Origin of the sequence: Ruminococcus sp., assembly GCF_019417665.1 — a bacterium.
GTDB lineage: Bacteria > Bacillota > Clostridia > Oscillospirales > Ruminococcaceae > Ruminococcus_C.
This window is the reverse complement of record NZ_DXUU01000019.1, coordinates 21,460-45,557: the sequence shown is the minus strand read 5'-3', so window position 1 is coordinate 45,557 and position 24,098 is coordinate 21,460. Positions and strand designations below refer to the sequence as shown.

General features: G+C 46.8%; 21 protein-coding genes and 2 CRISPR repeat arrays. Of the genes, 10 read left to right on the top strand and 11 right to left on the bottom strand.

All coding sequences use genetic code 11. The annotated features are described in order from the left end of the window. Positions 1–39 precede the first annotated feature (39 nt). Positions 40–1,524: a CRISPR direct-repeat array (repeat unit 37 nt; unit sequence GTTTCAATCACCTTACGGAGTTAAAGTCGGTTGCAAC). Positions 1,525–2,626: 1,102 nt separating this feature from the next. Further along, positions 2,627–2,882: direct repeats of the CRISPR family, unit length 38 nt; unit sequence TGTTTCAATCACCTTACGGAGTTAAAGTTGGTTGCAAC. A gap of 391 nt (positions 2,883–3,273) precedes the next feature. Genes QZ375_RS06870 through QZ375_RS06860 form a run of 3 tightly spaced genes read left to right on the top strand, consistent with a single transcriptional unit; the run spans position 3,274 to position 6,548 of the window. Continuing rightward, positions 3,274–5,013 carry a TM1812 family CRISPR-associated protein gene (locus QZ375_RS06870; RefSeq protein WP_295217244.1) on the top strand — a complete coding sequence of 580 codons (1,740 nt, stop codon included), beginning with the start codon at positions 3,274–3,276 and terminating at the stop codon, positions 5,011–5,013. A 5-nt stretch (positions 5,014–5,018) separates the two neighbouring features. After that, the gene (locus QZ375_RS06865) at positions 5,019–5,627 is read left to right on the top strand and encodes a TM1812 family CRISPR-associated protein (protein ID WP_295217242.1); all 609 of its coding nucleotides are present in this window, start codon (positions 5,019–5,021) and stop codon (positions 5,625–5,627) included. A gap of 15 nt (positions 5,628–5,642) precedes the next feature. Then, a complete protein-coding gene (locus QZ375_RS06860; protein ID WP_295217240.1) occupies positions 5,643–6,548 on the top strand; it encodes a hypothetical protein in 906 nt (301 codons plus the stop codon). On the opposite strand, the gene cas6 is transcribed toward QZ375_RS06860, so the two are convergent. Next, complete coding sequence (gene cas6 / locus QZ375_RS06855; protein WP_295217237.1) at positions 6,533–7,252, bottom strand: CRISPR system precrRNA processing endoribonuclease RAMP protein Cas6; 720 nt, start codon at positions 7,250–7,252, stop codon at positions 6,533–6,535. The genes QZ375_RS06860 and cas6 overlap by 16 nt on opposite strands. A 199-nt stretch (positions 7,253–7,451) precedes the next feature. Between cas6 and sigK the strand changes: the two genes are divergently transcribed. The 7 genes from sigK to QZ375_RS06820 all read left to right on the top strand — a co-directional run bounded on the left by sigK (position 7,452) and on the right by QZ375_RS06820 (position 12,828). Next, on the top strand, positions 7,452–8,129 hold the full coding sequence (sigK, locus tag QZ375_RS06850) for an RNA polymerase sporulation sigma factor SigK (RefSeq protein WP_295217235.1): 678 nt from the start codon (positions 7,452–7,454) through the stop codon (positions 8,127–8,129). A 318-nt stretch (positions 8,130–8,447) separates the two neighbouring features. Beyond that, positions 8,448–9,371 (top strand): hypothetical protein, encoded by a 924-nt coding sequence (locus QZ375_RS06845; protein ID WP_295217233.1) that lies wholly within the window; start codon positions 8,448–8,450, stop codon positions 9,369–9,371. A 114-nt stretch (positions 9,372–9,485) separates the two neighbouring features. Beyond that, positions 9,486–10,808, top strand: a complete 1,323-nt coding sequence (gene xylA / locus QZ375_RS06840) for a xylose isomerase (RefSeq protein ID WP_295217231.1) — start codon at positions 9,486–9,488, stop codon at positions 10,806–10,808. Positions 10,809–10,897: 89 nt separating this feature from the next. Continuing rightward, the gene (gene ybaK, locus QZ375_RS06835) at positions 10,898–11,398 is read left to right on the top strand and encodes a Cys-tRNA(Pro) deacylase (RefSeq protein WP_295217229.1); all 501 of its coding nucleotides are present in this window, start codon (positions 10,898–10,900) and stop codon (positions 11,396–11,398) included. Positions 11,399–11,526: 128 nt separating this feature from the next. Beyond that, positions 11,527–12,063 (top strand): hypothetical protein, encoded by a 537-nt coding sequence (locus QZ375_RS06830; RefSeq protein ID WP_295217226.1) that lies wholly within the window; start codon positions 11,527–11,529, stop codon positions 12,061–12,063. A gap of 2 nt (positions 12,064–12,065) precedes the next feature. Then, positions 12,066–12,485, top strand: a complete 420-nt coding sequence (locus QZ375_RS06825) for a hypothetical protein (protein WP_295217223.1) — start codon at positions 12,066–12,068, stop codon at positions 12,483–12,485. Positions 12,486–12,600: 115 nt separating this feature from the next. Next, on the top strand, positions 12,601–12,828 hold the full coding sequence (locus tag QZ375_RS06820) for a PF20097 family protein (RefSeq protein WP_295217220.1): 228 nt from the start codon (positions 12,601–12,603) through the stop codon (positions 12,826–12,828). Here QZ375_RS06820 and QZ375_RS06815 read toward each other — a convergent pair. The 10 genes from QZ375_RS06815 to QZ375_RS06770 form a co-directional block, all read right to left on the bottom strand. Further along, positions 12,788–14,314, bottom strand: coding sequence for an MATE family efflux transporter (locus tag QZ375_RS06815; protein ID WP_295217217.1), 1,527 nt, complete (start codon positions 14,312–14,314; stop codon positions 12,788–12,790). The two genes, QZ375_RS06820 and QZ375_RS06815, sit on opposite strands and share 41 nt — an antisense overlap. A 63-nt stretch (positions 14,315–14,377) precedes the next feature. Next, positions 14,378–16,231, bottom strand: coding sequence for a DNA helicase RecQ (gene recQ / locus QZ375_RS06810; RefSeq protein ID WP_295217215.1), 1,854 nt, complete (start codon positions 16,229–16,231; stop codon positions 14,378–14,380). Continuing rightward, entirely contained in the window at positions 16,228–17,931 is a 1,704-nt protein-coding gene (gene recN / locus QZ375_RS06805; protein WP_295217212.1) for a DNA repair protein RecN, read from the bottom strand. Before recN ends, recQ begins: the two co-directional genes overlap by 4 nt. Further along, on the bottom strand, positions 17,932–18,378 hold the full coding sequence (locus QZ375_RS06800; protein ID WP_295217210.1) for a hypothetical protein: 447 nt from the start codon (positions 18,376–18,378) through the stop codon (positions 17,932–17,934). A gap of 8 nt (positions 18,379–18,386) precedes the next feature. Next, complete coding sequence (locus tag QZ375_RS06795) at positions 18,387–19,259, bottom strand: NAD(+)/NADH kinase (protein ID WP_295217208.1); 873 nt, start codon at positions 19,257–19,259, stop codon at positions 18,387–18,389. Beyond that, on the bottom strand, positions 19,256–20,062 hold the full coding sequence (locus tag QZ375_RS06790; RefSeq protein ID WP_295217206.1) for a TlyA family RNA methyltransferase: 807 nt from the start codon (positions 20,060–20,062) through the stop codon (positions 19,256–19,258). The genes QZ375_RS06795 and QZ375_RS06790 overlap by 4 nt, the downstream gene beginning before the upstream one ends. After that, complete coding sequence (gene dxs, locus QZ375_RS06785; protein ID WP_295217203.1) at positions 20,049–21,959, bottom strand: 1-deoxy-D-xylulose-5-phosphate synthase; 1,911 nt, start codon at positions 21,957–21,959, stop codon at positions 20,049–20,051. The genes QZ375_RS06790 and dxs overlap by 14 nt, the downstream gene beginning before the upstream one ends. 49 nt (positions 21,960–22,008) lie before the next feature. Continuing rightward, complete coding sequence (locus QZ375_RS06780) at positions 22,009–22,902, bottom strand: polyprenyl synthetase family protein (protein ID WP_295217200.1); 894 nt, start codon at positions 22,900–22,902, stop codon at positions 22,009–22,011. After that, positions 22,886–23,101: an exodeoxyribonuclease VII small subunit gene (gene xseB, locus QZ375_RS06775; RefSeq protein ID WP_295217198.1), complete on the bottom strand. Its 216-nt coding sequence runs from the start codon at positions 23,099–23,101 to the stop codon at positions 22,886–22,888. Before xseB ends, QZ375_RS06780 begins: the two co-directional genes overlap by 17 nt. Before the next feature lie 217 nt (positions 23,102–23,318). Next, positions 23,319–24,089, bottom strand: a complete 771-nt coding sequence (locus tag QZ375_RS06770; protein ID WP_295217251.1) for a methyltransferase domain-containing protein — start codon at positions 24,087–24,089, stop codon at positions 23,319–23,321. Positions 24,090–24,098 lie beyond the last annotated feature (9 nt).

The window sequence follows — 24,098 nt, the reverse complement described above, 5'->3', positions numbered from 1 at the left end:
CTTTTTATTATACTTCTTTTAGAACTTGGTGTAAAGATACTGAACAGGCTCTTACGGAGTTAAAGTCGGTTGCAACGGTATGCCGAGGGTGTCATACCGTTGTGCTTTTTGTTTCAATCACCTTACGGAGTTAAAGTTGGTTGCAACATGGTTTTATTGGTGTTCAAAGCATAACCGGCTTCGTTTCAATCACCTTACGGAGTTAAAGTTGGTTGCAACAATGAGACTTTGGAGGTAAATATCAATGAAATGGATTGGTTTCAATCACCTTACGGAGTTAAAGTTGGTTGCAACATAACATGCTTTCGATCACCAACGATGGCAGAAAGTTTCAATCACCTTACGGAGTTAAAGTCGGTTGCAACCGGTAAATGGCTCTGACGGAAATGCCATTACATAGTTTCAATCACCTTACGGAGTTAAAGTCGGTTGCAACCGAAATGGCAGGAATGCTTGTGCTTTCTTATGAGGTTTCAATCACCTTACGGAGTTAAAGTCGGTTGCAACAACCAAAAGGAGGTGATAAATACAATAAATAGAAATGGTTTCAATCACCTTACGGAGTTAAAGTCGGTTGCAACAGAACTGCAAGATAACACTTATGTCACATGGAAGTTTCAATCACCTTACGGAGTTAAAGTCGGTTGCAACTGCCCCGTAGGCTATTCCGTATTCGATGAAAAAGGTTTCAATCACCTTACGGAGTTAAAGTCGGTTGCAACACAAGATCGTCCAGCGCTGTCAGCAGATTCGCCTGTTTCAATCACCTTACGGAGTTAAAGTCGGTTGCAACACTGCCAGTACAAGTCTGACTGGTTATCAAGTGAACGGTTTCAATCACCTTACGGAGTTAAAGTCGGTTGCAACGGTGAGCCTTGCACATGGGAAAGCCCGATTCGGCTGCAGTTTCAATCACCTTACGGAGTTAAAGTCGGTTGCAACGAAGCAATACAGCTGACAAGATGGTGTGCGGAACTGCGTTTCAATCACCTTACGGAGTTAAAGTCGGTTGCAACCCGGGCCGTTGTCGATAGGGTTGCCCAATCCGTCAAAGGTTTCAATCACCTTACGGAGTTAAAGTCGGTTGCAACGAGGTACACCAAAAAAGCGCTCACAGCAATGGAGTTTCAATCACCTTACGGAGTTAAAGTCGGTTGCAACAGTCTGCCATTTTTTCACCACCTTTATTTCCCTGTGTTTCAATCACCTTACGGAGTTAAAGTCGGTTGCAACTATGACTCGTCGTCTGGAACCAATGGATCGAGTGAAAGTTTCAATCACCTTACGGAGTTAAAGTCGGTTGCAACTGATCGTTCACTGTTTTTGACATATTCCCCCAGTGCCGTTTCAATCACCTTACGGAGTTAAAGTCGGTTGCAACGGCTTGCCCCCTGTCCCACTGCACTCATAGCAGCTGTTTCAATCACCTTACGGAGTTAAAGTCGGTTGCAACCATTTCTGCGGCAGATGCCAGTCCACCGCAGATAGTTTCAATCACCTTACGGAGTTAAAGTCGGTTGCAACTGCAAGCGGTAAGGAAATCCTTGTTTTGAACGCAATTCCGGGATTTTTTCCACTTTGTGAAATCATTCAAACACATAGGTATCACCATTCTATCACTTTTTTCACGAATCCATCGCAGAAGCAATCAGATAACGCAACATAACGCAACATTGCGACCTGTTATTATTATACAAGAAACAGCACTGCTTGTCAAGCTTTTTCGCTATAGTTTACAAAAAATTAAGACATAGATTTTATTTAGATGCACTTTCTTTACATTTTTCCGCTGAAAAAGTGCGAATCTCATACCGATATAAAAGTACAAAAGCAATCACGCTGATTACTTCAAAAAAATTTTTCTAAAACCTGAAAAAAAATCATCTGGCAACGATATAAAAGTGAAAGGGCGGTGAGACATATGCCGATTACGATCAGCACTACAATCAGTTGGTAAGAACGCACGAAAACAACCGAAAGCGAGGTGAAACGATATGATGGTTCTGGTATTTCAGCCCCTTTAAGTAGAACAGAAAAAATGGAACAAGGAGGTGACTCGTATGCCGATCATTCATCTGCCGCCAATTGTCATCGGAAAAATCTGAAAAAACGAAAACTCATAACGATATAAAAGGGAAAGGACAGTGAGACATATGCCAATTACAATCAGCACCACAATCAGTTGGTAAGCTCCTCCGAAAAGCAAAACCGAAAGGAAAGGTGAAAATTATGTCAACATGGAACATCTGGAAACAAGCACTGCAATTTATGAATTCCCTTTTCGCAAATACCCCCTTTTTCAACTGTGCATTCATGTGCCCCATTCAATTTTTCATGTGATCCGCCCTCCTGAAGCACGGCAAAGAGGTGAAACGATATGATGGTATTCCCGAACATTAACCAAGGCTGGTAAGCATTGAAACTGAAAAAAAGGAGGTGTGCTCTATGAGACATTGTCTGCCGCATTTGATTTTCTGAAAACACGAAAGGACAGTAAGACATGACCCAACCGGAACAACACGAATATGATAACAAGGACAACGTCCCATGCTGTATATGACACGGCATGGGACATTTTTTCTGCGTTGAAAAAGGACTGCAAACCAAAGTGCAGTCCTTTTTTTGTTTGTGGTATCACCTTACGGAGTTAAAGTTGGTTGCAACTGGCACGCATTGGATCTGTTCCAGCAAGTGCAGCTGTTTCAATCACCTTACGGAGTTAAAGTTGGTTGCAACCAATGTGTGTTAAAGTAATGGATTATGCTAGTATTGTTTCAATCACCTTACGGAGTTAAAGTTGGTTGCAACCAAAATGATAGCATCATACTAACAGCATTTGAAAAGGGTTTCAATCACCTTACGGAGTTAAAGTTGGTTGCAACTGCAAGCGGTAGGGAAATCTTTGTTTTGAACGCAATTCCGATATTTTTTCCACTTTGTGAAATGAGTTACACGCACAGATATCACCATTCTATCACTTTTTTCACGAATCCATCGCAGAAGCGATCAGATAACGCATCATTACAACCTATCATTATTATACAAGAAACAGCACTGCTTGTCAAGCTTTTTCGCTATGATTTACAAAATATTAAGACGCAGATTTCATTTAGATACATTTTGTTTACAATAATTTTGCTGAAAAAGTGCGAATCTCCTACCGATATAAAAGTACAATAGCAATGATGCGAAACTTTTTCCCTGCGGTTGCATTTTTTTAGAAAACATGGTATAATCATCTAAAATTACATCAGCCCCAATGGGAGGGATAACATGGCAAACATTCTTCTTGTCAGCCTAAGTAAAATTACAAAAGAGATCTCAGAAACAAAAACATATATCAGTGACCAAGGCACGATTTCGGGCAGATATACACCCGATGCCCCTGTGAAATACATATTTCAGCTCCTGCACAGCGAAGGAAAAACACTGGACAAAATTCTCTGTATTGCGACAAAGGAAACACTGATACCCATGGAACAGGCTTCAAGATCCGCTTATGATCTGTTCTGCGACATGGTCAGTGCACATTGCAGCAGCCAAGGACGTCCTCTGCCGGAAATCATCACGATTCCAAATGCATTCTCGTCATTTCAGATCGCACAGCCTATTCGGGAAATCCTTTCCCACATTCACGCCAATGACAGCATTTTTCTCGACACCACCGGCGGTGCCAGAAACACCAGCTATCTGCTGATGTTTCTGGTGCGTTTCCTGGAATACGACAATGTCAGATTGGAAAAGGCTGTTTACAGCAGTCTTGGTTCGACGAACGCCATTGTGGATGTGACCAGTCTCTATCAGATGTTTCATCTGATCAATGCAGCAAACACCTTCGCAGTATTCGGCAATGTCAACGAATTGGATTCTATTTTCCGTTCCCATAAAAATCCCGTCATTCACCGTACGATCAATGCCATGCATCAGTTTTCTGACGCCATTCAGCTCTGCCGCACCAATCTGGATGATACATTAAACGAACTGAACGAAAGCCTCTGCGCTTTATCAGGTGAAACGCTTACGGATGAAAATGAAATGCTGTTCCAACGCATTATCGGCATGATCCGAAAAAAATTCTTCCTTACAGATGGAAAAACCAGAATCGACTATCTGGATATCATCCGATGGTGTCTGGACAATAACTTGCTGCAGCAGGCGATCACCGTCTATGTGGAGAAACTGCCTGACTATCTCTGTCAGCACAGTTTCTTAACTGTTTCTCCGCAGAAAGCAAAAGAGATCAAAGAACGAAAAAGTGTTTATCCCTTTGGATATGAGCTGTTTTATGTTTTTTTCCTCAGCCTTTATGATAACGTGACACCACCCAATGCACTGGCTGGTTTTCTCATTCCATATAAGGAAAATGACAATATACTGGATGCGATTTGTAACGCAGATAATGTGGAACAGCTTCGCAAAAAAACAGCACTCCCCTCTGCCAAAAGCGCACCGGATCTGATCCATGGGTTAAATCGATTTTATACACTGAAAAATATTCTGTTCGACAGATACGGCAAGCAGAAACACCCCAAGAATCTGAAGCAATTCCCGGAATATCAGAAATACGCAGACAGACTTTTGAGATATAAGACACCGCTTGCACTGCTGAAAGCCGCTGTCAATGAGCCAAAGCAGCTGTTGTCGGCAATACAAGGCTCTGTCCTGCCGCAGGGAAAGTATCAAAATGGAAAGCTGAATACCATTGATCAGTTGGAGCGGCTTCTCAAAGAAACCAATGACTTTCAACTGGCAAAATTTTTATCCATCGCAGAAATGCAGCAGATCGCAAAGGACTATCTGTACATCAAGGTATTCGTGCGAAACGTCGTGAATCATGCCAGCAGTGATACCGAAAATCTTGAGGAATATGCTGCCTATTTCCAGGCAGCTGGATACAACACCGATGATGTGCTGCAAACTGACAATGTTAAAAGTGTCATTCTCCGTTCTATCAACCAGATTCAAACGATCCAGAACGCACGTGAAGATAAATTCTCAATAGAAAGGAACTGATAAACATGAAAAAATTTATTATGACAAGCCCTTATCAAAAAGAAGGCGGTCTGAACTGTACCATTTATCATGCCAAGGATAATACCAGACTCCAGTACAATAAAGCCGTCAGCTTTCCCATCCTCCCTGCCATTCACGGATATGCAGAGAAGGGTGAAAGTATTGAGGTCCTGGTGATTCTCTCTGATTACATCAATGCCCAAAAAAATCTTGAGATCTTCCAAAAGGAACTACAGGCACTCTGCACAGAAATGGAAATCTCATATCAACTGACACTACTGCGTGTTCCATATGATGATACTCTGGATACCCAGCTTCAAATTTTCTCTCACTTAATTGAGCACCTCGGCGATAACGACGCCATCTACACCTGCATCACATACGGCACAAAGGCAACGCCCTTGGTAGAAATGCTTGCGCTGAACTATTGCTATCGACTCCATCACAATGTCGATATCGGCTGCATTGTCTATGGCGCTGTCGATTTCAATACGAAGCTGGCAAAGATCTATGATGTGACATCCCTTTTCTATATGGATGAGATGATCCGCACACTGGCAGATAACAAAGTAAAAGATCCTGCAAAAACGATTCGTATGCTGCTGTCTGAATAAGAAGGGGGTGTCAAAATGCCAGAAAAGAAAAAAAGCACGATGTCCCCTGAAATCTACAATTTACAGATGCAGCTCAACATGTACGCCATACAAATGAAAGAAATTGACGATATTGCAGCACAAAAAATGTATCAGAAAAAGATCCTGATGATCGTGTTGGACGATACCAACGCATATTACCGCTTTCTTGTCAATTTCATTCGCAAAAACGGCGGCAGCGGATTTTCTGATACCGACTTTTATGATATGATCACAGACGCAGTCTATAAAGCATCAGAAACTTATTCGCCGGAAAAGTGCGACAAATTCTCTGCATATCTCATACAGCTTCTGAAATTCGAAAAAATGGAATACAACCGCAAAGAAACCAAACTGAAAGAACGAACTTGCGAAATGCCAAAACAGCATCAAACGAATGACAACGGAGACAGCGAAGAAACAGAAATTGAATTCCCGGACACATCAGAATCTCCATGGGAAACAATCCAACAGCAAGAGCTTATCATTCGTTTTATCACCGTGTATGCGAAGTACCGCCAGCACAACAAACCAAAGAAAAAAGACTATAGACAATTGTTCTTCACCGGAAAAGTCGTTGATATTCTGCAAAATGTGCCTGTCGATATCTTGAAAATTAATACGAATATATTGTACACCGTTCTGAACTATGACCTGATTGATTTTGCATTCACAAAACCGTGCCGCACAGTAGAAGAGATCCGAAAGGCAGAACCTAAGATCTATGCTCAGATTTCTGATGATGTCCCGGCATCCAAAAAGAACATGCAGCTGGAAATTCCATTTAAAGCTATCGTATACATTGCCTTTTTAAAAACCTGCGGCTTTTCCATCAGCAATGCGGCAATTTCACAGCAGAGGAAAGAATTCGATACATTTCTGCATGATCAGCTAAGAATTTGAAATCCGCCCATACCTTGCGCAGTTTTTGAACCCAATCCACTATACACCGCATAGCAAAGCACCTCTTTCATTCGTTGTGCAGCAGCTGCTTCTTTTGGCAGAACCAAGGTCATATTCCCAGTCATTCCTGTATAAGTATATCCGGTAACAAGATGTGCTTTGGTATACAATTCATACTCTTTGATACGGCACTGCGCCCAAGCCTGCAAAAAATCTTCATAAGCATAAGCTATGCCGGAAAATTGATTCATCTTTCGTATCACAGAATAAAAATATTTTTCAGAGGAAGGCGGCGCAGTATACTTTCCAGCAGTTTTATAGACTGTCGGAGTAGCAAATATCAGCTTCACTTCACGATTATGCAGCGCTTTTGTCAATACATCCAAAGAAGAAGCCGGTTTCACCTTTGCCTGCACCTGTACAAGAGGCACATTACTGCCATAAATCTGTATGCTGGGCAGCGTAATGAGCTTAGCAATCACATTGCTGGATTCTGCATCCAATGCAGAAATATGGAGTGTTATATTTCCTGCATTATCAGAAAGGCAATACATGGAAAGAGCATGATATTGAGGCAAATGCAGTTTTTCCACTGTGGCAGAAGACATGCAGCGCATGGCTGCACCATGGATCTTTATGGCAAGATCAGAATCCAAAGACGTATTCCCAGTATAGTGATACACAATTTCTGCACGATACAACATATGAAATGCTCCTTTTTTCAATGATAATCGTAAATTAATTTTATTATACCATGTTTTCTAAGGAAAATCAAGAAAAAACGGAAGAACTTAGGCGATACCAAGCAAAGATCGTGCGTCAGATACTCTTTGAGCAACGTTTCCCAGACTCTAATTGCATACCGTACAAGCGACATTGCATACCTTTTCATGAGGTGATTCGATGTTTTTACAACTTTTCCAACACGTATTCTTTTTCTTTTTGCATGTGAGTGATGCAGGCTCGTTCCGAAAGCCTCTGAGCAAGCAGGAAGAAGAGGACTGTTTCAAAGCAATGGCGCAAGGTGACCGTGAAGCCAGAGAAAAACTGATCCTGCATAATATGCGGCTTGTGGCACACATTACAAAAAAATACGGCGTTCCTCAGTCTGAGCAGGAAGAACTTATTTCTATTGGCACTGTGGGACTGGTGAAAGCTGTGGATTCCTTTGATAACAGCAAGGGTGCACGTTTCGCCACATATGCAAGCAGATGTATTGAAAATGAAATACTCATGAGTTTCCGTTCCCAAAAAAAGCATGCCGATCAAATCTATATGGGCGAACCTATCGAAACCGACGGAGATGGTAACCAGTTGACACTCATGGATATTATTGATGACGGTACGGATCTCCCGGAGCTGGTGGATACCATGATTCAATCCAAACAGCTGTACCAGTATCTAGAGCAATGTCTAGATCCCCGCGAATTTGAAATCCTAGTGCATCGCTATGGTCTGTACGGTCGTGCACCTATGCCCCAACGTGAAGTAGCAAAGAAACTAGATATTTCTCGTTCCTATGTATCCCGCCTGGAAAAGCATGCCATTGAAAAGCTGCGGAAGAAGTACCATATGCCATAATTCCTTCTGTCAGATCCTATGCCGATTTTCTCAATACCAACCTTTCCCTGCGAATTTTCAATTTTTTTTGCAATAGTACTTGCCACGGCTCAAAAAAAATGATATAATAAGAATGAAAAAATGTTGTTCATTGCGGATTTCAGCCTAATCGCTCTGAAATCATGGTGTCTGTACACTGCATTGATCGGAAGAACAGCCCTCCGTCGGCCGATGAACAGCGGATATCTCAGCCGGAAAAGGATTTTCCTGCTTTCCAAAGGCATCTCCGGCAAAGGAAAGGAAAAGTCTGTACACTTGTGTACAGACGGGTCTTGGTTCATGAATTCAAATTCTTCAAATATTTGGTGGAAACGGATTGTTTCACTGTTGGGTGCCGGCTACTGCGCTCTCATGTGCTGGTTTTCCTACCTGGCAGTGTTCTATGAAGTTTCTATCCCCAATAAAACCACATTCTGTATTGTCTTGTGTGCTGTTTCTTTTTTATCTCTGGCGGCAATGCTGTACAGCCGATTCCAGTTTCTGACACGTTTCGTAGGAATTGTCCTGTTGCCAGTCATATTGCCTTTGGTATTGCTATGCTTCGGCGAATGGGAACTGATCCTTCCTATTGCTGTGACAGCACTCATTATCTTTTTCCTATCTGGTGCCGGAGAAACCACAAAATCGATTTTTGGTGTCATCTACTTGCTGCTTTATGTGCTGGGATCTCTGGCATACTTTATGATGATCTCTTTTTTCACCCCCACAACTCAGCAAACCATACTGGAATCCGGAACATCTCCCTCTGGAGCGTATCGTTATGAGATCATCCAGACCGATGACAGTTCAGGCGGTAATGTTGCCGTGCATGTAGAACCGAATGATCGTGACGTGAATCTGCCGTTTATTTCTTTTGTGGCTGTTGGCTATGACCGTACTGTATACCTGGAACGGCCTGTTCCTAACGAAGAAGTACATGCAGAGTGGACGACGGTCTCTCGTTCGGAGATCACAGCACAGCTTCTGGAAATTTCAGAAGACATCACACTGGAACTGAGTGCATCCCAGAAAACCCTAACCGGAATCGCGCCGGATACCGAAACGGTTTATTTAAAGGATCTGTCCGACACACAGCTGGAGCAACTGGGAATTCCAGAGGAAAATGATGTACTGACCTGTCAGGATTCTGTCTGCTTCCGCACTTATATTGCTGTTCTGGAAGATTATTTTGCAAAAGAAGACCGACAAATCTCTTTGCTGTAAATGCTTGTTTTTCTCCAAATGAAATGTGCGCTGTGTATTATAAAGTAATACATTATAAGCAGCAGTGCACTTTTCAATATATTATTTTACTTCTATTTTCAGGAGGATTTTATCATGAGCGAATTTTTCAAAAATATTCCGACAATTGCCTATGAAGGAAAGGATTCCAAGAACCCGTTGGCATTCAAATTCTATAATCCAGACGAAGTCATTGCTGGAAAAACCATGCGCGAACAGCTGAAGTTTGCGCTGTCATGGTGGCACACTATGGGTGGTGACGGCACAGACATGTTCGGCTGTGGCACTACTGATAAGAGCTGGGGCTGTTCCGACCCCACTGAGCGTGCCAAGGCAAAGGTTTATGCTGCATTTGAAATTATGGATAAACTGGGCATTGACTACTACTGCTTCCACGACAGAGATCTGTCTCCGGAATATGGTTCTCTGAGCGAGACCAACGAGAAACTGGCTGAGATCGTAGACCTGTGCAAAGAAATGCAGGACAAGACTGGTAAAAAGCTGCTGTGGGGTACCGCAAAGTGCTTCGACCACCCGAGATTCATGCACGGTGCAGGCACCTCCCCCAGCGCTGATGTTTTCGCATTTGCTGCTGCACAGATCAAGAATGCCATTGATGCCACTGTAAAGCTGGGCGGTCAGGGCTATGTATTCTGGGGCGGCCGTGAAGGCTATGAGACCCTGCTGAACACCAACATGGGTCTGGAACTGGACAACATGGCTCGTCTGATGCACCTGGCAGTGGACTATGCAAGAAGCATCGGCTTTACCGGGGACTTCTATGTAGAGCCGAAGCCCAAGGAACCCACCAAGCACCAGTATGATTTTGACTCTGCAACTGTTATCGGTTTTCTGAACAAGTACGGTTTGGAGAAGGACTTCAAGCTGAATATCGAAGCAAACCACGCAACACTGGCACAGCATACCTTCCAGCATGAGCTGCGTGTCGCAAGAACCAACGGCATGTTCGGTTCTATCGATGCAAACCAGGGCGATCCGCTGCTAGGATGGGATACCGACCAGTTCCCGACCAATGTCTATGACGCTGCACTTTGCATGTATGAAGTACTGAAGGCAGGCGGCTTCACCAACGGCGGTCTGAACTTTGACGCCAAGGCAAGACGTGGATCTTTCGAGCTGGAAGATATCTTCCACAGCTATATTGCTGGCATGGATGCATTTGCACTGGGCCTGCGCATTGCGGACAAGATGATCACCGATGGCAGAATCGACAAGTTCACCGAGGATCGTTATGCAAGCTGGAAGACCGGCATCGGTGCTGATATCATTGCTGGCAAGGCTACCATGGCTGATCTGGAAAAATATGCACTGGAAAAGGGCGAAGTTACCGCTTCTCTCACCAGTGGTCGTCAGGAACTGCTGGAATCCATCATGAATGAGATCATGTTCAGCCTCTGAGATTGATTTATAAATAAAAGTATAACGGAGCGCATGGACATGTCTGCACATGTTCAGCGCTCCGTTTTGGTAGAATAGGAGAGATCAGATTGGCAAAAGAAAAAGTGGAAAAAACAAATGCCATGCGCATTCTGGACAGGGCAAAAGTACCCTATGTCCACCGATGTTGGGAACAAGCTACAGGACAGCACACAGGTGTAGAGCTTGCCGCCGCTCTGGGTCAAGACCCATCGCAGGTATTCAAGACTCTGGTCACAGTGGGAAAATCCGGAGAGCATTATGTATTCCTCGTCCCCGTTGCAGAGGAGTTGGATTTGAAAAAAGCTGCCGCCGCAGTAGGAGAAAAGGCGGTTTCTATGTGCAAATCAAAGGAATTACTTCCCTTGACGGGATATATTCATGGCGGCTGTTCTCCCGTAGGCATGAAAAAGCTGTTCCGCACAACCATCCATCGAACAGCGGCAGATTTCCCCACGATTCTGTGCAGCGCCGGAAAAATCGGACACCAGCTGGAGCTTTCCTTGGAGGGATTGGGGAAAGTTGTACCTTTTCGGCTGGCGGATATTATTGTAGAAAAGGAACTTTTATGATGCTATTCTCCCATCACGACATCCAAACGCTCAATCTTGTGAATGTTCAAAACAGAAAAAATCCAGGATATCCACTCAACAGAAAGCATACTTATCTCGAATTGTTTTTCAGTCCGAAAAATGACGTCTTGATTGTTGGTGTAGTTGATAATAATTATATCTATTGGGCATCTTTGACGAAAACAAACGAAACAGAAAAAAATGCTGCAATTTTTGGAGAGATTGCAAAAGGACAATTTACTTCTGTTTCTTCACTGCATTGTGTATTGTCAAATGTCAGCCTCACTTATGCGGAATTGAAACATTGGCATCGTGTAGAACACCGCCGGAATCCTTCGGGTATGTTCTACACCTATGGTACCCCGGATGAACATGCTTCTCTTTTCGGGAACTATATTTCCAAATATCCGGACGAAGTACGAAAAAAGTGCCTTGCCCGGGAAGCTGAAGGCGCATATTTTGATGTAATGCACACCTATCTTGAAATAATCAGCCGATATCCGGAAAATCCTCTGTACTACACACAAATCAGTGAGATCATTCGCATCATTCAATCTGACAGTTATCTGCTGCTTTCTGAAAATATAGATATTCGTCAACTATATATTCAATTGCAGGATAAAGCAAGCGAACGATATAATACCTATATGACAGCGGTGCGTTGAAAATGAACACAAAAAAAGATAATCTTTTATATATGAAAAGCACTGTACCTTCAAATGCTGCATACACAACATCTAACCATGTATGGTGGGCATACAACTGGGCTGCATACGATGATGAACAACTCCCGCAAGATATTGAAAACGAATTAACCATGGAACTGGATTTGTTTCTGGATGAGGTTTATCAAGACTATGATACTATTCATTCTGAAAATGAGATTCGCTGTAGAATCGAGCAAGAAACGCATCGACTCCTAAATATTTATCCCGATCTTTTAAGCGACTTGGACTGTTTATACGACTACGGCGGTTTAAATGAGTTTTTTCACAATATCATTGCACAATTTCCCTTTTACCGCCAAGAAAAGTATTGTTCTGCTTATGAAATGATTTTTGACTGCATTTTCTGGAAAAAGATATAAACTTAATGGAATTATTGGAACATTGCAAGTGTCTTTGAACTGCACCAGCTGTGCTTAGATAAATAATAATTTGTATTTTCTCAAGCTCAATTAACAAAAGAAAGGAGCCACCCCCATGAAATGTCCCTATTGTCAAAAAGAAATGCAGAGCGGTGAAATCGAACTGTACGAATTCGCCAGCGTGCTGTTCCACAAACCAGCCACACTGAAATTTATACCCCATGACCACTCTCAGAACCCCAAAAAGGCAGAGCAGATCTATTCCACTCCCGTGGGCTGGTACTGCACCGACTGCAACAAAATCATGGCTGTCTTTGAAGCGACAAAACCGATGTTCGGATAACCGGCTGCTTCTCTTTTTCCCGCAGCAGCCAGAACACCAACCCATACAGCACCAGTGCAATACCCAGAAACAGCACCATACCTGGCATACTGTCCCATAATGCCGGACAAAATACACCCGGTAAAGATGCCATTGCAAAAGAAAATCCAGCGGCAAACAGCGGTTTCCCCACAAGCTTTCCAAAGCGAAACCGCAGGTTTGCCGTTTTTACTGCCATGCGCACCCGATTGCAGTTTCCGAACACGTTGCTGGTATAATAAGATGCCACAATACCATAAAAACCGAACAACGGAATACAAATGAGCACCACGCAGATGCGGATGACATATTCCGCCAGATAGTTCAGAGAGGAAAAGTTCTGCTTGCCCATGCCCTTGATGAGCGCTTCCAGTACGATTTCCAGATAGATAAACGGTACAACTGGTGCCAAAATCCGGATCATGCGCCCGGACAACGTGCCGCCATCCATCCAATAGCCAATGACACCGCCGAATTTCAGAAGCACCGCCGCAATTAAAATGGCAAAGATCAGCGTCATTTCAATGACACGTTCTGTCAGTTGGCACACCCGTTCCCGATTCCCGGCAGCATTGGCTCGTGCCACTTCCGGAATCAGAATACCCGACAAGGCACACAAAATGGTCGACGGAAAAAACAAAACGGGAATCACAATGCCCTCAAAAGTGCCGAACTGCTGTAATGCACGGCTGGTGCTGTCCCCAAACTGCCGCAGGGTCATGGGAATCAGTGCGTCATTCGCTGTACTGAGCGCAGAGGTCAGGCATCCCCCGAAGGCGACCGGCACGGCAAGCCGTATATATCGCCAAAAGCTGACACTGCATTGTCCGGTGCTGTGCTCCCGACGGCGGATATACAAAGCAGACAATGTCACTGCCGTAAAAATTGTCCCGACAGCCATACTGTATACCAAATACGTGCAAACCTGTTCCGGCTTTGCAGCACCGCTCCAGAATAGCAGCATTACCAAAATCCCAGCACGCAGAAGAAACTCGATAACATCGCAAAATGCTGTCACAATCACTCGGCACACTGCATTGAAATAACCTTTCAGACAGGCACTGATTCCGCCAAGCGGCAACAATAATGCCATCATCCGCACGGAATCTGCCATGGCTTCGCTTTGCAAAAACTGACGGCTCAAGGGCTGAGCAAACCAGAAAATTGCCATGACCACCGGCAGCGATAACATCAGGCAAAAAGAAATGGCATAGCGCAAGATCTTTCCGGGACAGCCTTCCTTGTATCCCAGTTCTTCAGACACAAAGCGACTAGCACAAAGCACGGCATTTCCACCAGCAACCATAGCTGCCAGATTGAAAAAAGAACCGGCAAGGGCAAGCGTCCCCACCGTTGCTGCACCGACACGCCGTGTTATCCAGGCGTTGAACAGCAGCGACAGACATTCCAGAAAAAATTGGATCACTGTCATTTGAATGGTATCCCGGACAACACTGCGCTTGCGCATGGCAATTCCCCCTTCGTGGCTTTCCGCACAATTCAACTTATGCCAAGCCTCGAAGAAACATGCCTAAACAGACTCTAAAGTTTCCAAATGCCCTGTAATCACACCCAGGAATTGCTTTCCATATTTCTGCGCCTTGATCACGCCTACGCCGGACACCTGCCGCATTTCCCCCATAGTATGCGGTTTTTTCCGACACATATCCCGAAGTGTGGCATCCGCAAAAATAAAATACGGCGGTACACCCTCGTTTTTAGCGAGTTTCGTCCGCATTTCACGCAGCTTCTGAAAGAGTGCATTGTCCTCTGCTGTCATGGTAGGATCTGTCGTTCCCGTAGGCGCTGCCAGTTTTTCCCGAACAATGGGCACACGCCTTGTCACCTGTTTCTGATCCCGGATGATCTCCACCGATCCAGCAGTCAGTGCCAGTTCCTGATACTCCTTGAACTGCCTTAGCGCCAGATCTTCTCGCTGGATCAATTCGTCTATCAGCTGTACCACTTCCCGATGGGACATCTTATCAATAATGCCATAAGTAGACAGCTGATCCAGCCGCATCCGCAGGACAACTTCCTTTTTGCTGCCGATGAGCACATCTGCCGCCATCGTACGGCTGAGGTGATAGCCGCTTTTCTGAGCACGATACACACAGGAAAGGATCTTCTTTGCCTCCAGCGTAGCATCCTCTTCTTTGTAATTTGTCTGGCAGCAGGAACAATTCCCACAGCTTTCCGGTGAATTTTCCCCGAAATACCAGAGCATCCGATGGCGCAGACAGCTGGTAGAGGTGGCATAGAATGTCATTTGCTTCAGCCGCTCCTTGCTCTTTTCAATGAGGAATTCACGGAGCGCTTCGTCCTCCACATCCATAGTTTCCCGGCTGCGTTCGATCAAAAATGTATTAGTGCGCACATCTCTTCCGCTGTACAGCAGAATGCACTGCGCCGGCTCTCCATCCCGTCCGGCACGCCCTGCCTCCTGGTAATAGCTTTCCAGATCCTTGGGCATGTTGTAATGGATGACGAAGGAAACGTTGGACTTGTCGATGCCCATACCAAAGGCATTGGTCGCCACCATAATGGGCTTCCTGTCATAGAGGAAATCCTCCTGATTCTGCCCGCGTTCTCCGTCAGAAAGTCCGGCATGATAGCGTGTTGCCGCATAGCCTGCGTCACAGATGGCATCACAGACCTCCTCCACCGCCTTCCGGGTGGAGCAATAGACAACGCCGCTTTTTCCGACATTTTCCCTCAGAAGTTCTAACAATTCTGCTGTTTTGTTACTTGGCCGCCGCACACCGAAAAACAGATTTTTACGGTCAAAACCGGTCTTGATCATCTCCGGATTTTGCAGCTGTAGGATCTCAGCGATGTCCCGTTCTACCTGCTGTGTTGCCGTTGCCGTAAATGCCGTGCAGATAGGACGCCGTGGCAGCTGCTGGACAAACATGGGAATATCCAGATAACTCTGACGGAAATCCTGTCCCCACTGAGAAACGCAGTGCGCTTCGTCTACTGCGACCATACTGATCTGCACCCGCTCCGCCAGCCAAAGAAAACGATCTGTCATAAGACGTTCCGGGGCAACATAGAGGATCTTGTATTTTCCCTGTTGTGCCAGCTGCATGGTCATGTGGAATTCCTCAGAAGAAATGCTGCTGTTCACATACGCCGCCGGAACGCCCACCTGGTGCAGTGCCTCCACTTGATCTTTCATCAAGGAAATCAGCGGGGATATGACAATGGTGATTCCTGGAAGAAGCAGTGCAGAGATCTGATAACAGACTGATTTTCCGGCACCAGTGGGCATGACAGCCAACACATCTCTGCCCTGCAAAATCGCATCAATTGCCTTTTTCTGTCCTGTGCGAAAAGACGCATGTCCGAAATATTGCTGTAACAGTGCCTCTGGTTCTATCATATTCCCTGTTCACCTGCACTTTCCGGCAGTCCGTCTGTCTGCCAGCGTTCCAGTTCCTCCTGCGCCGATTGCAGCAGCAATTCGCTGGGGTTGTCACCGCCCATGATCCGGGCAATTTCATGGATACGTCCATCAGCATCCAGGGGCATGACATGGGTCTCTGTCCTGCCGCATTCCGTTTGCTTTTCGATCATGAGGTGATGGTCTGCCATAACGGCGATCTGCGACAGATGCGTCACGCAGAGCACCTGTCGGATTCGCCCCACTTCCTGTAATTTCATGCCGATTTTCTGGGCAGCCTTACCGCTGACGCCAGTATCCACCTCATCAAAGATCAGAGTGGGAATACTATCCCGGTCGGCAATGACGCATTTCAGTGCCAGCATAATACGGGACAATTCACCGCCTGATGCAATGCGTGCCAAGGGACGAGGTTCTTCTCCACGGTTTGCGGAAATGAGAAATTCCAGACTGTCCATGCCATGAATGGTAAGCTTTCCGGTAGTATGCTTTCCCACCAGAACCACATTGGGCATATTGAGAAATTCCAGCTGTGCAGTTACCTCTGTCACAAAGCGCTCCAGTGTTTTCGTACGGTATTCCGACAGTGCCTTTGCCTGGGCAGAAACCGTCTCCAAAAGCTGAGCCTTTTCCCGACGCAGTGCGGCGATTTCCACAGTATCGCTCTGCATCTGTTCCAATTCCTGCTCTGCAAGCTCCCGCTGCTCCACCAGTTCATCCCCGGTGCACTGATATTCCCGGCAGATACGGCGGAGCTCCTGCATCCGCTTTTGCACTTGAGCATACCTCTGCGGATCCAGATCCATCTGTTCCTGTAAACTGCGGCATTCTGCGGCAATATCTCCCAGCTCAATGCCGGCAGTAGTCAAGCGTTCGCCCAGAGCGGCAAAATCTGTGCGCAGTTCTGAAAATGCTGAAAGTTCATCAGCGGCGGCGTCTGTCAACATCACTGCCGACACATCCGCATCGGCGCCATCCAGGGCATCTGCCGCATTTTGAAGTGCCGATGCAATACTCTCAGCATTCTGCAAAATGTTCAGTTCCTCCTCCAGCGCATCCTCTTCGCCGATCTCCAACCCTAGTTCATCCACCTCTGCTACCAGTTCTTTCAGCTGCTGCCGGCGGTGAGCTCTTTCCTGTTCCTGCTTCACAAGCTGATTCAGCCGCTTTGCTGTCTGCTGCAAATTCCGAAACGTTTCCTGATATTGCTGCAGCAGTGCATCATCACCGCCGAAAGCATCCAAAATCTGCAAATGACATTCCGGAGACAAGAGCACCTGATTGTCATGCTGACCATGAATGGTAATGAGTGCATCCCCGATCTCACGCAGCACAGATACTGTGGTGGTATGCCCATTGACCCGTGCCGCACTGCCGCCATCTGCGGCGATCTCTCGTGTCAACAGTAGTTCGTCATCCTCATGGGAAATAGACAGCGCATCCAGCCGTGCGCAGACTGCCGCATCCAGATGGGTAAACAGTGCAGTGACCACAGCTTTTTTACAGCCAGTCCGCACAATATCCCTTGTGACCCGCTGCCCCAGAACGGCGTGAATACCATGAATGAGAATGGACTTTCCGGCACCGGTTTCACCGGTAAACACATTCAAATGCGGCGAAAACGGAATCCTTGCATGAGCAATGACTGCCAAATTTTCAATTTCCAGCTCAGCTAGCATTTAAAATCCTCCCGTTTCCATAAGTTTTGCAAAAGAAAGCGCAAATTCCCGTGCCAATGTTTCCGTGCGCAGCAGAACAAATATGGTGTCGTCTCCGGCAATGGTACCCACCACATCTTCCCGATGCATGGCATCCAGTACTGCTGCAACAGCCTGCGCCGTTCCAGTACGGCAGTGAATCACCGCCGTGTTTCCAGCATAGTCTGTCCGCAATGCAGCCCCCTGCCAGATGTTCCCGGTGATCCCCTGCCATACTGGTGCTGTATAACAAGCACGTCTGCCGCTCCGCCGTTCCTTGGTCAGCTTTAGCTCCCGGATATCTCTCGACAGCGTTGCCTGAGTCACATCAAATCCCAGTACCGCCATGCGATCCCGCAATACTTCCTGGGTAGGGATCTCCTCTTTGGCAATCAATTCTAAAATGGCATCCTGCCGTTCCTTTTTCATGGCACACCTCACGACTTTCCATCTTTCAGAGACTGCATCATTTTCCGGCTCAGAGAATCAAAAAACGTATTTCCACTCAGATCCAGGATATCCAGCGTCTGGGCTGAACCGGATATTTCCAGCGTATGGGATGACAAAAACGCTGTCGGCTTCTCTCCGTCCACACAGAGATAAACATCTTGTTCTCCCCGCAGCCGACAGTTTACCTGCAAATCGTTGTGGGGAGAAAATAAAATGGGACGTGCAGAAAGGGCGTGAGGACAGATGACATTCATTTCAATACAGGAAAATTCCGGTTCTATGATAGGACCTCCTGCAGACAGAGCATATGCAGTAGAGCCTGTAGGCGTACTGAAAATAATACCGTCTGCACGGTATTCGCCCAGCACCACATTATTCCGGGAAACCGTAAACTCCGCCACCCGGGAAAAATTCCGGGAAATAACAATATCATTGAGTGCCGTCATCTCTCGGATGCACTTTCTGGAAGCGTCCATCACCTTTCCCTGGAGAAGCATCCGTCTGGACACCCGATAATCCCCCGTTTGCAGCCGTGCCACTTCTCCGATCTGATCCGGTTCCATAGACGCCAGAAATCCCAATCGTCCGGTGTTAATGCCCAACAGCTTTGCCGTAGTTCCCACCACATGCCGTGCGCAGTGCAGAATCGTCCCGTCGCCGCCAATGGCAATCGCCACATCAGCATCCCGCACTGCCTCCAAAAAAGGCGCATAGCACACAAAGGGCATATCCTCGAACAATTCCAGACACTTCGGGTCTGCCCAAACCTCCATGCGGTTGCGATGCAGTGCCTGGCACACATGCCGTGCCACCTGGGCAGCATTGCCCCTCTGCAAATGATGGAATAACACCACTTTCATCCTGTTTTCTCCTTTTTCGCTGCTGCAAATGCAGTGGCTGCCAATTCTGCAATATCCGGCAGTACTGTTTCTGCTGCCCCTTTTTCCACTGCCGCAAGATATTCCACATTGCCCGAACCGCCCTGAATGGGCGAAGGGCACAGCAGCTGCACTGCCAATCCCAGTTTCCGGAACAATTCTGTCATCTCTGCCAGCACCCGGCAATGCACCTTCTGGGACAATACCAGCCCGTTTTTTCCGATATTTTCCCTGCCGGCTTCAAACTGCGGCTTGATGAGGATCACAGCTCTGCCACCAGGTCTCAAAAAGGAAACTGCCGCCGGAAGTACATGATGCAAGGAAATAAATGACACATCCACGGAAAAAAAGTCGATAGGTTCTTCCAATTGCTCCGGACGAACCTGCCGAATATCCGTTCCTTCCCAGTTCACCACACGTGGATCTTCCTGGAGAGACAGAGCAAGCTGATCGTGCCCCACATCCACTGCATAGACCTTTGCAGCACCATGCTGTAACATACAGTCCGTGAAGCCGCCGGTAGATGCGCCGATATCCATGCAGACCATACCGTCCAGTTTCCACTGCATAGTCTGTATGGCATGTTCCAATTTTAAGCCGCCTCTTCCTACAAAGGGAATATCATTTCCCTCCATGACCAGCTGATCTGCCTCTGTCACTGAAAATGCCGGCTTGGTACAGACCTTGCCGTTCACCAGGATCTGCCCGTTCTGTATCAAAACCTTGGCACGCTGACGGCTGGGAGCAAAACCGCACTGCACCACTGCAAGATCAAGCCTTGACATGATGAGTTTCCTCCTGGAACACACGCTGCATATCCCGGTAAATGGCATTTTCAGAAAGTCCCATGGTCTCCATCTGGGAGGCAATAGATGCCTGAGGCAGATACTGCTTCGGTGCAATGCGGCGGTAGATGCCGGTATATCCCCGTTCCATCAGCAGATCGCCGAACAACTGGGAAATACCGCCGTAATAATACGCCTCTTCCAGAAATACCACATGTCCATAGGACATGGCAATTTCCGCCACAGCATCCGCCAGTGGAAAGATACGGGTCAGCTTCAGCAGATCGCAGGGCATCCCCTGTTCTCTGGCACGGCGGCTGGCACGATACAAATAGTCATAAACACGTCCGTAGGAAATATACAGTACATCGGTTTTTGTGCCGGAAACATGGGTATACTCCGTATTCAGCGCACTCTTGTCAAAGACACTGTTATCAGCACCCCTGGGATAGCGCACACAGGCAAGCCCCTTGTCCCGATACAGTGCCCGGTGCAGGCAGAGACGAAGCTCATCATAACATGCAGGCGCATAGATCACCGCCCCCGGCACAGTGCTCAGAAAGGATACATCATATAAGCCATGATGGGTCTCACCGTCCTCACCAACCACACCGGCACGATCTACACCCAGTACCACATGGAGACCGCCGATGGCGACATCATGCATCAGCTGGTCATAGGCACGCTGTAAGAATGAGGAATACACTGCAAACACAGGCAGCTCACCTGTGGATGCCAGCGCAGCCGAAAAAGTCACCGCATGCTGTTCGGCAATGCCTACATCATAGTAGCGTCCTGGAAATCTCCGGGCAAAATGATGGAGTCCTGTGCCGTGCTCCATTGCCGCCGTCACAGCGCAGATCCGGGGATCCTGCTGCGCCAGATGCACCAGTTCCTTGCCGAATACATCGGAATAAGAATCCGTTCCCGATACCTCTGGATTACCGGTTTCTATGTCAAATTTGGAAATGCCGTGGTATTCGCCGGGATTTTCCTCCGCTGGCGCATAGCCCTTGCCCTTGACGGTATGTACATGGACAAAGACCGGCTTGTGATATTCCTTTGCCGCCAGAAGCACTTCTTCTAGCTCCTCAATATTATGCCCATCCACAGGTCCCAGATAGACAAACCCGAAATCCTCGAACATGGTAGCCGACTGAAGCAGTGCCTCACGCACTACGCTCTTGGAGTTCTTGATGACCTTTGCCACAGACGGACCAATGACAGCCGTCCGGTTCAGACGGCGTTCCACCGCTTTTTTGGTGCGAACATAGCCCTCGCTGCTGCGCATAGACGACAGATAGCGTGCCAGTGCACCTACATTTCTGGAAATAGACATCTCATTGTCGTTGAGGATCACAATGAGATTATTCCCGGATTTTCCGGCATTGTTCAGTCCCTCATAGGAAAGGCCGCCGGTCATGGCACCGTCACCTACCACAGCAATGGCAAAATGATCCCGGTCACCCTGCAGCCGCATACCCTCGGCAATACCACATGCCACAGAAATAGCAGTACTGCTATGCCCGCTGATAAAGCTGTCGTGTTCGGATTCCTTCGGCTTTGGGAAACCGGAAATACCATTTTCCTGCCGGATGGTGGAAAACTGCTGCATCCGTCCTGTGAGGATTTTATGGGTATAGCACTGGTGTCCCACATCCCATACAAATTTATCGTCCGGAGAAGAAAACACCCGGTGCATTGCCACCGTCAGTTCCACAGAACCGAGATTCGAAGCCAAATGTCCACCGGTTTTCGAAATGGTCTCCACCAGGAGACTTCGAATCTCCTGACAGAGCGCCTGACATTGTGCCGGTGTCATTTTTTTCAGATCCTTCGGAGAATGCAGCTGAGACAGCAGCGATTCGCCGGGATCCGACAATTTTTTCTGATCCATTTTTTCATTTCCTGCGCCCTCTGATTACCGCAGGTTTCACTCCTTTCATTTATTTTTCACGCATCAAAAGCTCTTCTGTCAGATCCAGCAAAAATTCATGATCCGGAAACTGCGCTAGAAGCCCTTTTGCTTCTTCTGTCAGCGCAGCCGCTTTTTGACGTGCCTGTTCCAATCCCAGCAGCGTTACAAAAGTAACCTTTCCCTCCTGTGCATCGCTGCCTACCGGCTTACCCAATACCTCTGAGGTACTAGTCACATCCAGGATATCATCCACGATCTGAAACGCCAATCCCAGCTTTGCACCGTATTGATCTGCAAGAGTGATCTGCTCTGCCGAAGCACCTGCTGCTGTGCATCCCAGACGACATGCGCCCCGGATCAGAGCACCGGTCTTTGCAGCGCACATAGCCTCCTGTTCCTCCAGTGTCACATCGCTGCGTGTCTCAAATGCCATATCCATGATCTGACCGCCGATCATACCAGCAGCGCCAGTGATCTCCACCAGAATATGAAGCAGTTGTATCTTCACAGATGGTTCCAACACAGGATCGTCGATCAGTACCCCGAATGCTGCTGTCGAAAGCGCATCTCCTGCCTGTAATGCCACTGCATGGCCGAATGCCTTGTGACAAGACGGTCTGCCCCGGCGGTAATCATCATTATCCATTTCCGGAAGATCGTCGTGAATCAAGGAAAAGGTGTGTATCATTTCAATGGCACAAGCTGCCGCCATCGCCTGCTCCTGTGTCCCGCCGCAGAGCCGGCAGAATTCCAGCACCAGCACCGGGCGAATCCGCTTACCCCCTGCCTCCAGAGAATAACGCATGGCTTCCACTACCTTTGCCTGCCGCTGTGTCTCCGGCGTTACCTGGACATAGGTCAGAAGCTGCTGTTCCACTGCTGCCGCCAGTTCTTCCAGCCGCTGTTTATGCTTCGCTTCCATCTGCCGCATCCTCCTTTTCCTGCATGGGCACAGTCTGCTTGGAGATCTGCAGCTTTGCTGTCTGCAATTCCTCCTGACACGCCGCCGCCAGCTGCATGCCCTGTGTATATACATTTACCGCTTCTTCCAGCGAGAGACTCCCCTGTTCCAGCTTCTGGGTCAGTTCCCGCAGCTGTTTCATGTGTTCTTCAAATGCCATGGCACTCCGCTCCTTTCTATTTTATATCAACCATATTGTGAAAATCGGGATACTTTGTGTAGAGACGACCATTGGTCGCCCAAACATAATGATTCCCCTGTTCCAGCTTCGAGTCATTTCCCACAGCTATTCCAAATATTCTTCAAATGCCATTATTCCTACGGCAATACCGTACAAAGCCGTCAGGCGCTCTTTGTGCGGTGTTGCCCTACATCGGCTATGAATGATTCCTTGCGATAAAGAAAAGCCGATAGAATGGAAACAAAACCGTTCCATCTCCGCATGGTTGATATTGTTTTGCTGTTTCATATTTCAGCATTGCAATAAATTCTGCTGCTTGTTCTTCTGTCAGACATGATAAATATGGAATCAATGCCGTACTCTGCACAAAATCTACGATTGCATCGCTGCTGTCCATCTGATGATAATAGTTCGTCTGCCAGACCTCCACATCAGAATAACAGGATGTGAACATATCATAATAAGCCCTGGCTGAAAAGTTGTTACAGGTACGTTCAAAGCAAAAGAGCTTATTTTTCCTATCGTATGATTGCGCCGTTTCCTTGATGATATCAGAAATCGGCATCTCATCAAAGTCTGGAATTTGCATCGCCAGCACACCATCTGGATTTAGCAGAGCCTTTGTGTTCTGAATAAATTCTTCCTGATTGTCCAGCCACTGCAAAAATGCATTTGAGAAAACAAGATCAAAAGTCCCCAGATCTGTCAGCGGCTTGCTACAATCCCGCTGGATCCAGGTCACATCATTCATGCATTCCTTTGCTTTTTCCAGCATATTTTCAGACAAATCAACTCCAACAATTTCAGCATCCGGAAACCGGTTTCGGATGGAAATCGTACTCATCCCGGAACCGCATCCGACATCCAGTATCCGTTTGCATTCTTTTATCTCAATCCGATTTGCCAAATCTATAGATGGCTGTATTCGTTCTTTTTCAAACCGATGATAAGATATTGCATCCCACATCATCCACAC

What these genes read in the sequence shown, in the direction of transcription:
- QZ375_RS06870 (WP_295217244.1), top strand. Translation starts at nt 3,274, where the DNA reads ATGGCAAACATTCTTCTTGTCAGCCTAAGTAAAATTACAAAAGAGATC.
- QZ375_RS06865 (WP_295217242.1), top strand. Translation starts at nt 5,019, where the DNA reads ATGAAAAAATTTATTATGACAAGCCCTTATCAAAAAGAAGGCGGTCTG.
- QZ375_RS06860 (WP_295217240.1), top strand. Translation starts at nt 5,643, where the DNA reads ATGCCAGAAAAGAAAAAAAGCACGATGTCCCCTGAAATCTACAATTTA.
- cas6 (WP_295217237.1), bottom strand. Translation starts at nt 7,252, where the DNA reads ATGTTGTATCGTGCAGAAATTGTGTATCACTATACTGGGAATACGTCT.
- sigK (WP_295217235.1), top strand. Translation starts at nt 7,452, where the DNA reads ATGTTTTTACAACTTTTCCAACACGTATTCTTTTTCTTTTTGCATGTG.
- QZ375_RS06845 (WP_295217233.1), top strand. Translation starts at nt 8,448, where the DNA reads ATGAATTCAAATTCTTCAAATATTTGGTGGAAACGGATTGTTTCACTG.
- xylA (WP_295217231.1), top strand. Translation starts at nt 9,486, where the DNA reads ATGAGCGAATTTTTCAAAAATATTCCGACAATTGCCTATGAAGGAAAG.
- QZ375_RS06825 (WP_295217223.1), top strand. Translation starts at nt 12,066, where the DNA reads ATGAACACAAAAAAAGATAATCTTTTATATATGAAAAGCACTGTACCT.
- QZ375_RS06820 (WP_295217220.1), top strand. Translation starts at nt 12,601, where the DNA reads ATGAAATGTCCCTATTGTCAAAAAGAAATGCAGAGCGGTGAAATCGAA.
- QZ375_RS06815 (WP_295217217.1), bottom strand. Translation starts at nt 14,314, where the DNA reads ATGCGCAAGCGCAGTGTTGTCCGGGATACCATTCAAATGACAGTGATC.
- recQ (WP_295217215.1), bottom strand. Translation starts at nt 16,231, where the DNA reads ATGATAGAACCAGAGGCACTGTTACAGCAATATTTCGGACATGCGTCT.
- recN (WP_295217212.1), bottom strand. Translation starts at nt 17,931, where the DNA reads ATGCTAGCTGAGCTGGAAATTGAAAATTTGGCAGTCATTGCTCATGCA.
- QZ375_RS06800 (WP_295217210.1), bottom strand. Translation starts at nt 18,378, where the DNA reads ATGAAAAAGGAACGGCAGGATGCCATTTTAGAATTGATTGCCAAAGAG.
- QZ375_RS06795 (WP_295217208.1), bottom strand. Translation starts at nt 19,259, where the DNA reads ATGAAAGTGGTGTTATTCCATCATTTGCAGAGGGGCAATGCTGCCCAG.
- QZ375_RS06790 (WP_295217206.1), bottom strand. Translation starts at nt 20,062, where the DNA reads ATGTCAAGGCTTGATCTTGCAGTGGTGCAGTGCGGTTTTGCTCCCAGC.
- dxs (WP_295217203.1), bottom strand. Translation starts at nt 21,959, where the DNA reads ATGGATCAGAAAAAATTGTCGGATCCCGGCGAATCGCTGCTGTCTCAG.
- QZ375_RS06780 (WP_295217200.1), bottom strand. Translation starts at nt 22,902, where the DNA reads ATGGAAGCGAAGCATAAACAGCGGCTGGAAGAACTGGCGGCAGCAGTG.
- xseB (WP_295217198.1), bottom strand. Translation starts at nt 23,101, where the DNA reads ATGGCATTTGAAGAACACATGAAACAGCTGCGGGAACTGACCCAGAAG.
- QZ375_RS06770 (WP_295217251.1), bottom strand. Translation starts at nt 24,089, where the DNA reads ATGTGGGATGCAATATCTTATCATCGGTTTGAAAAAGAACGAATACAG.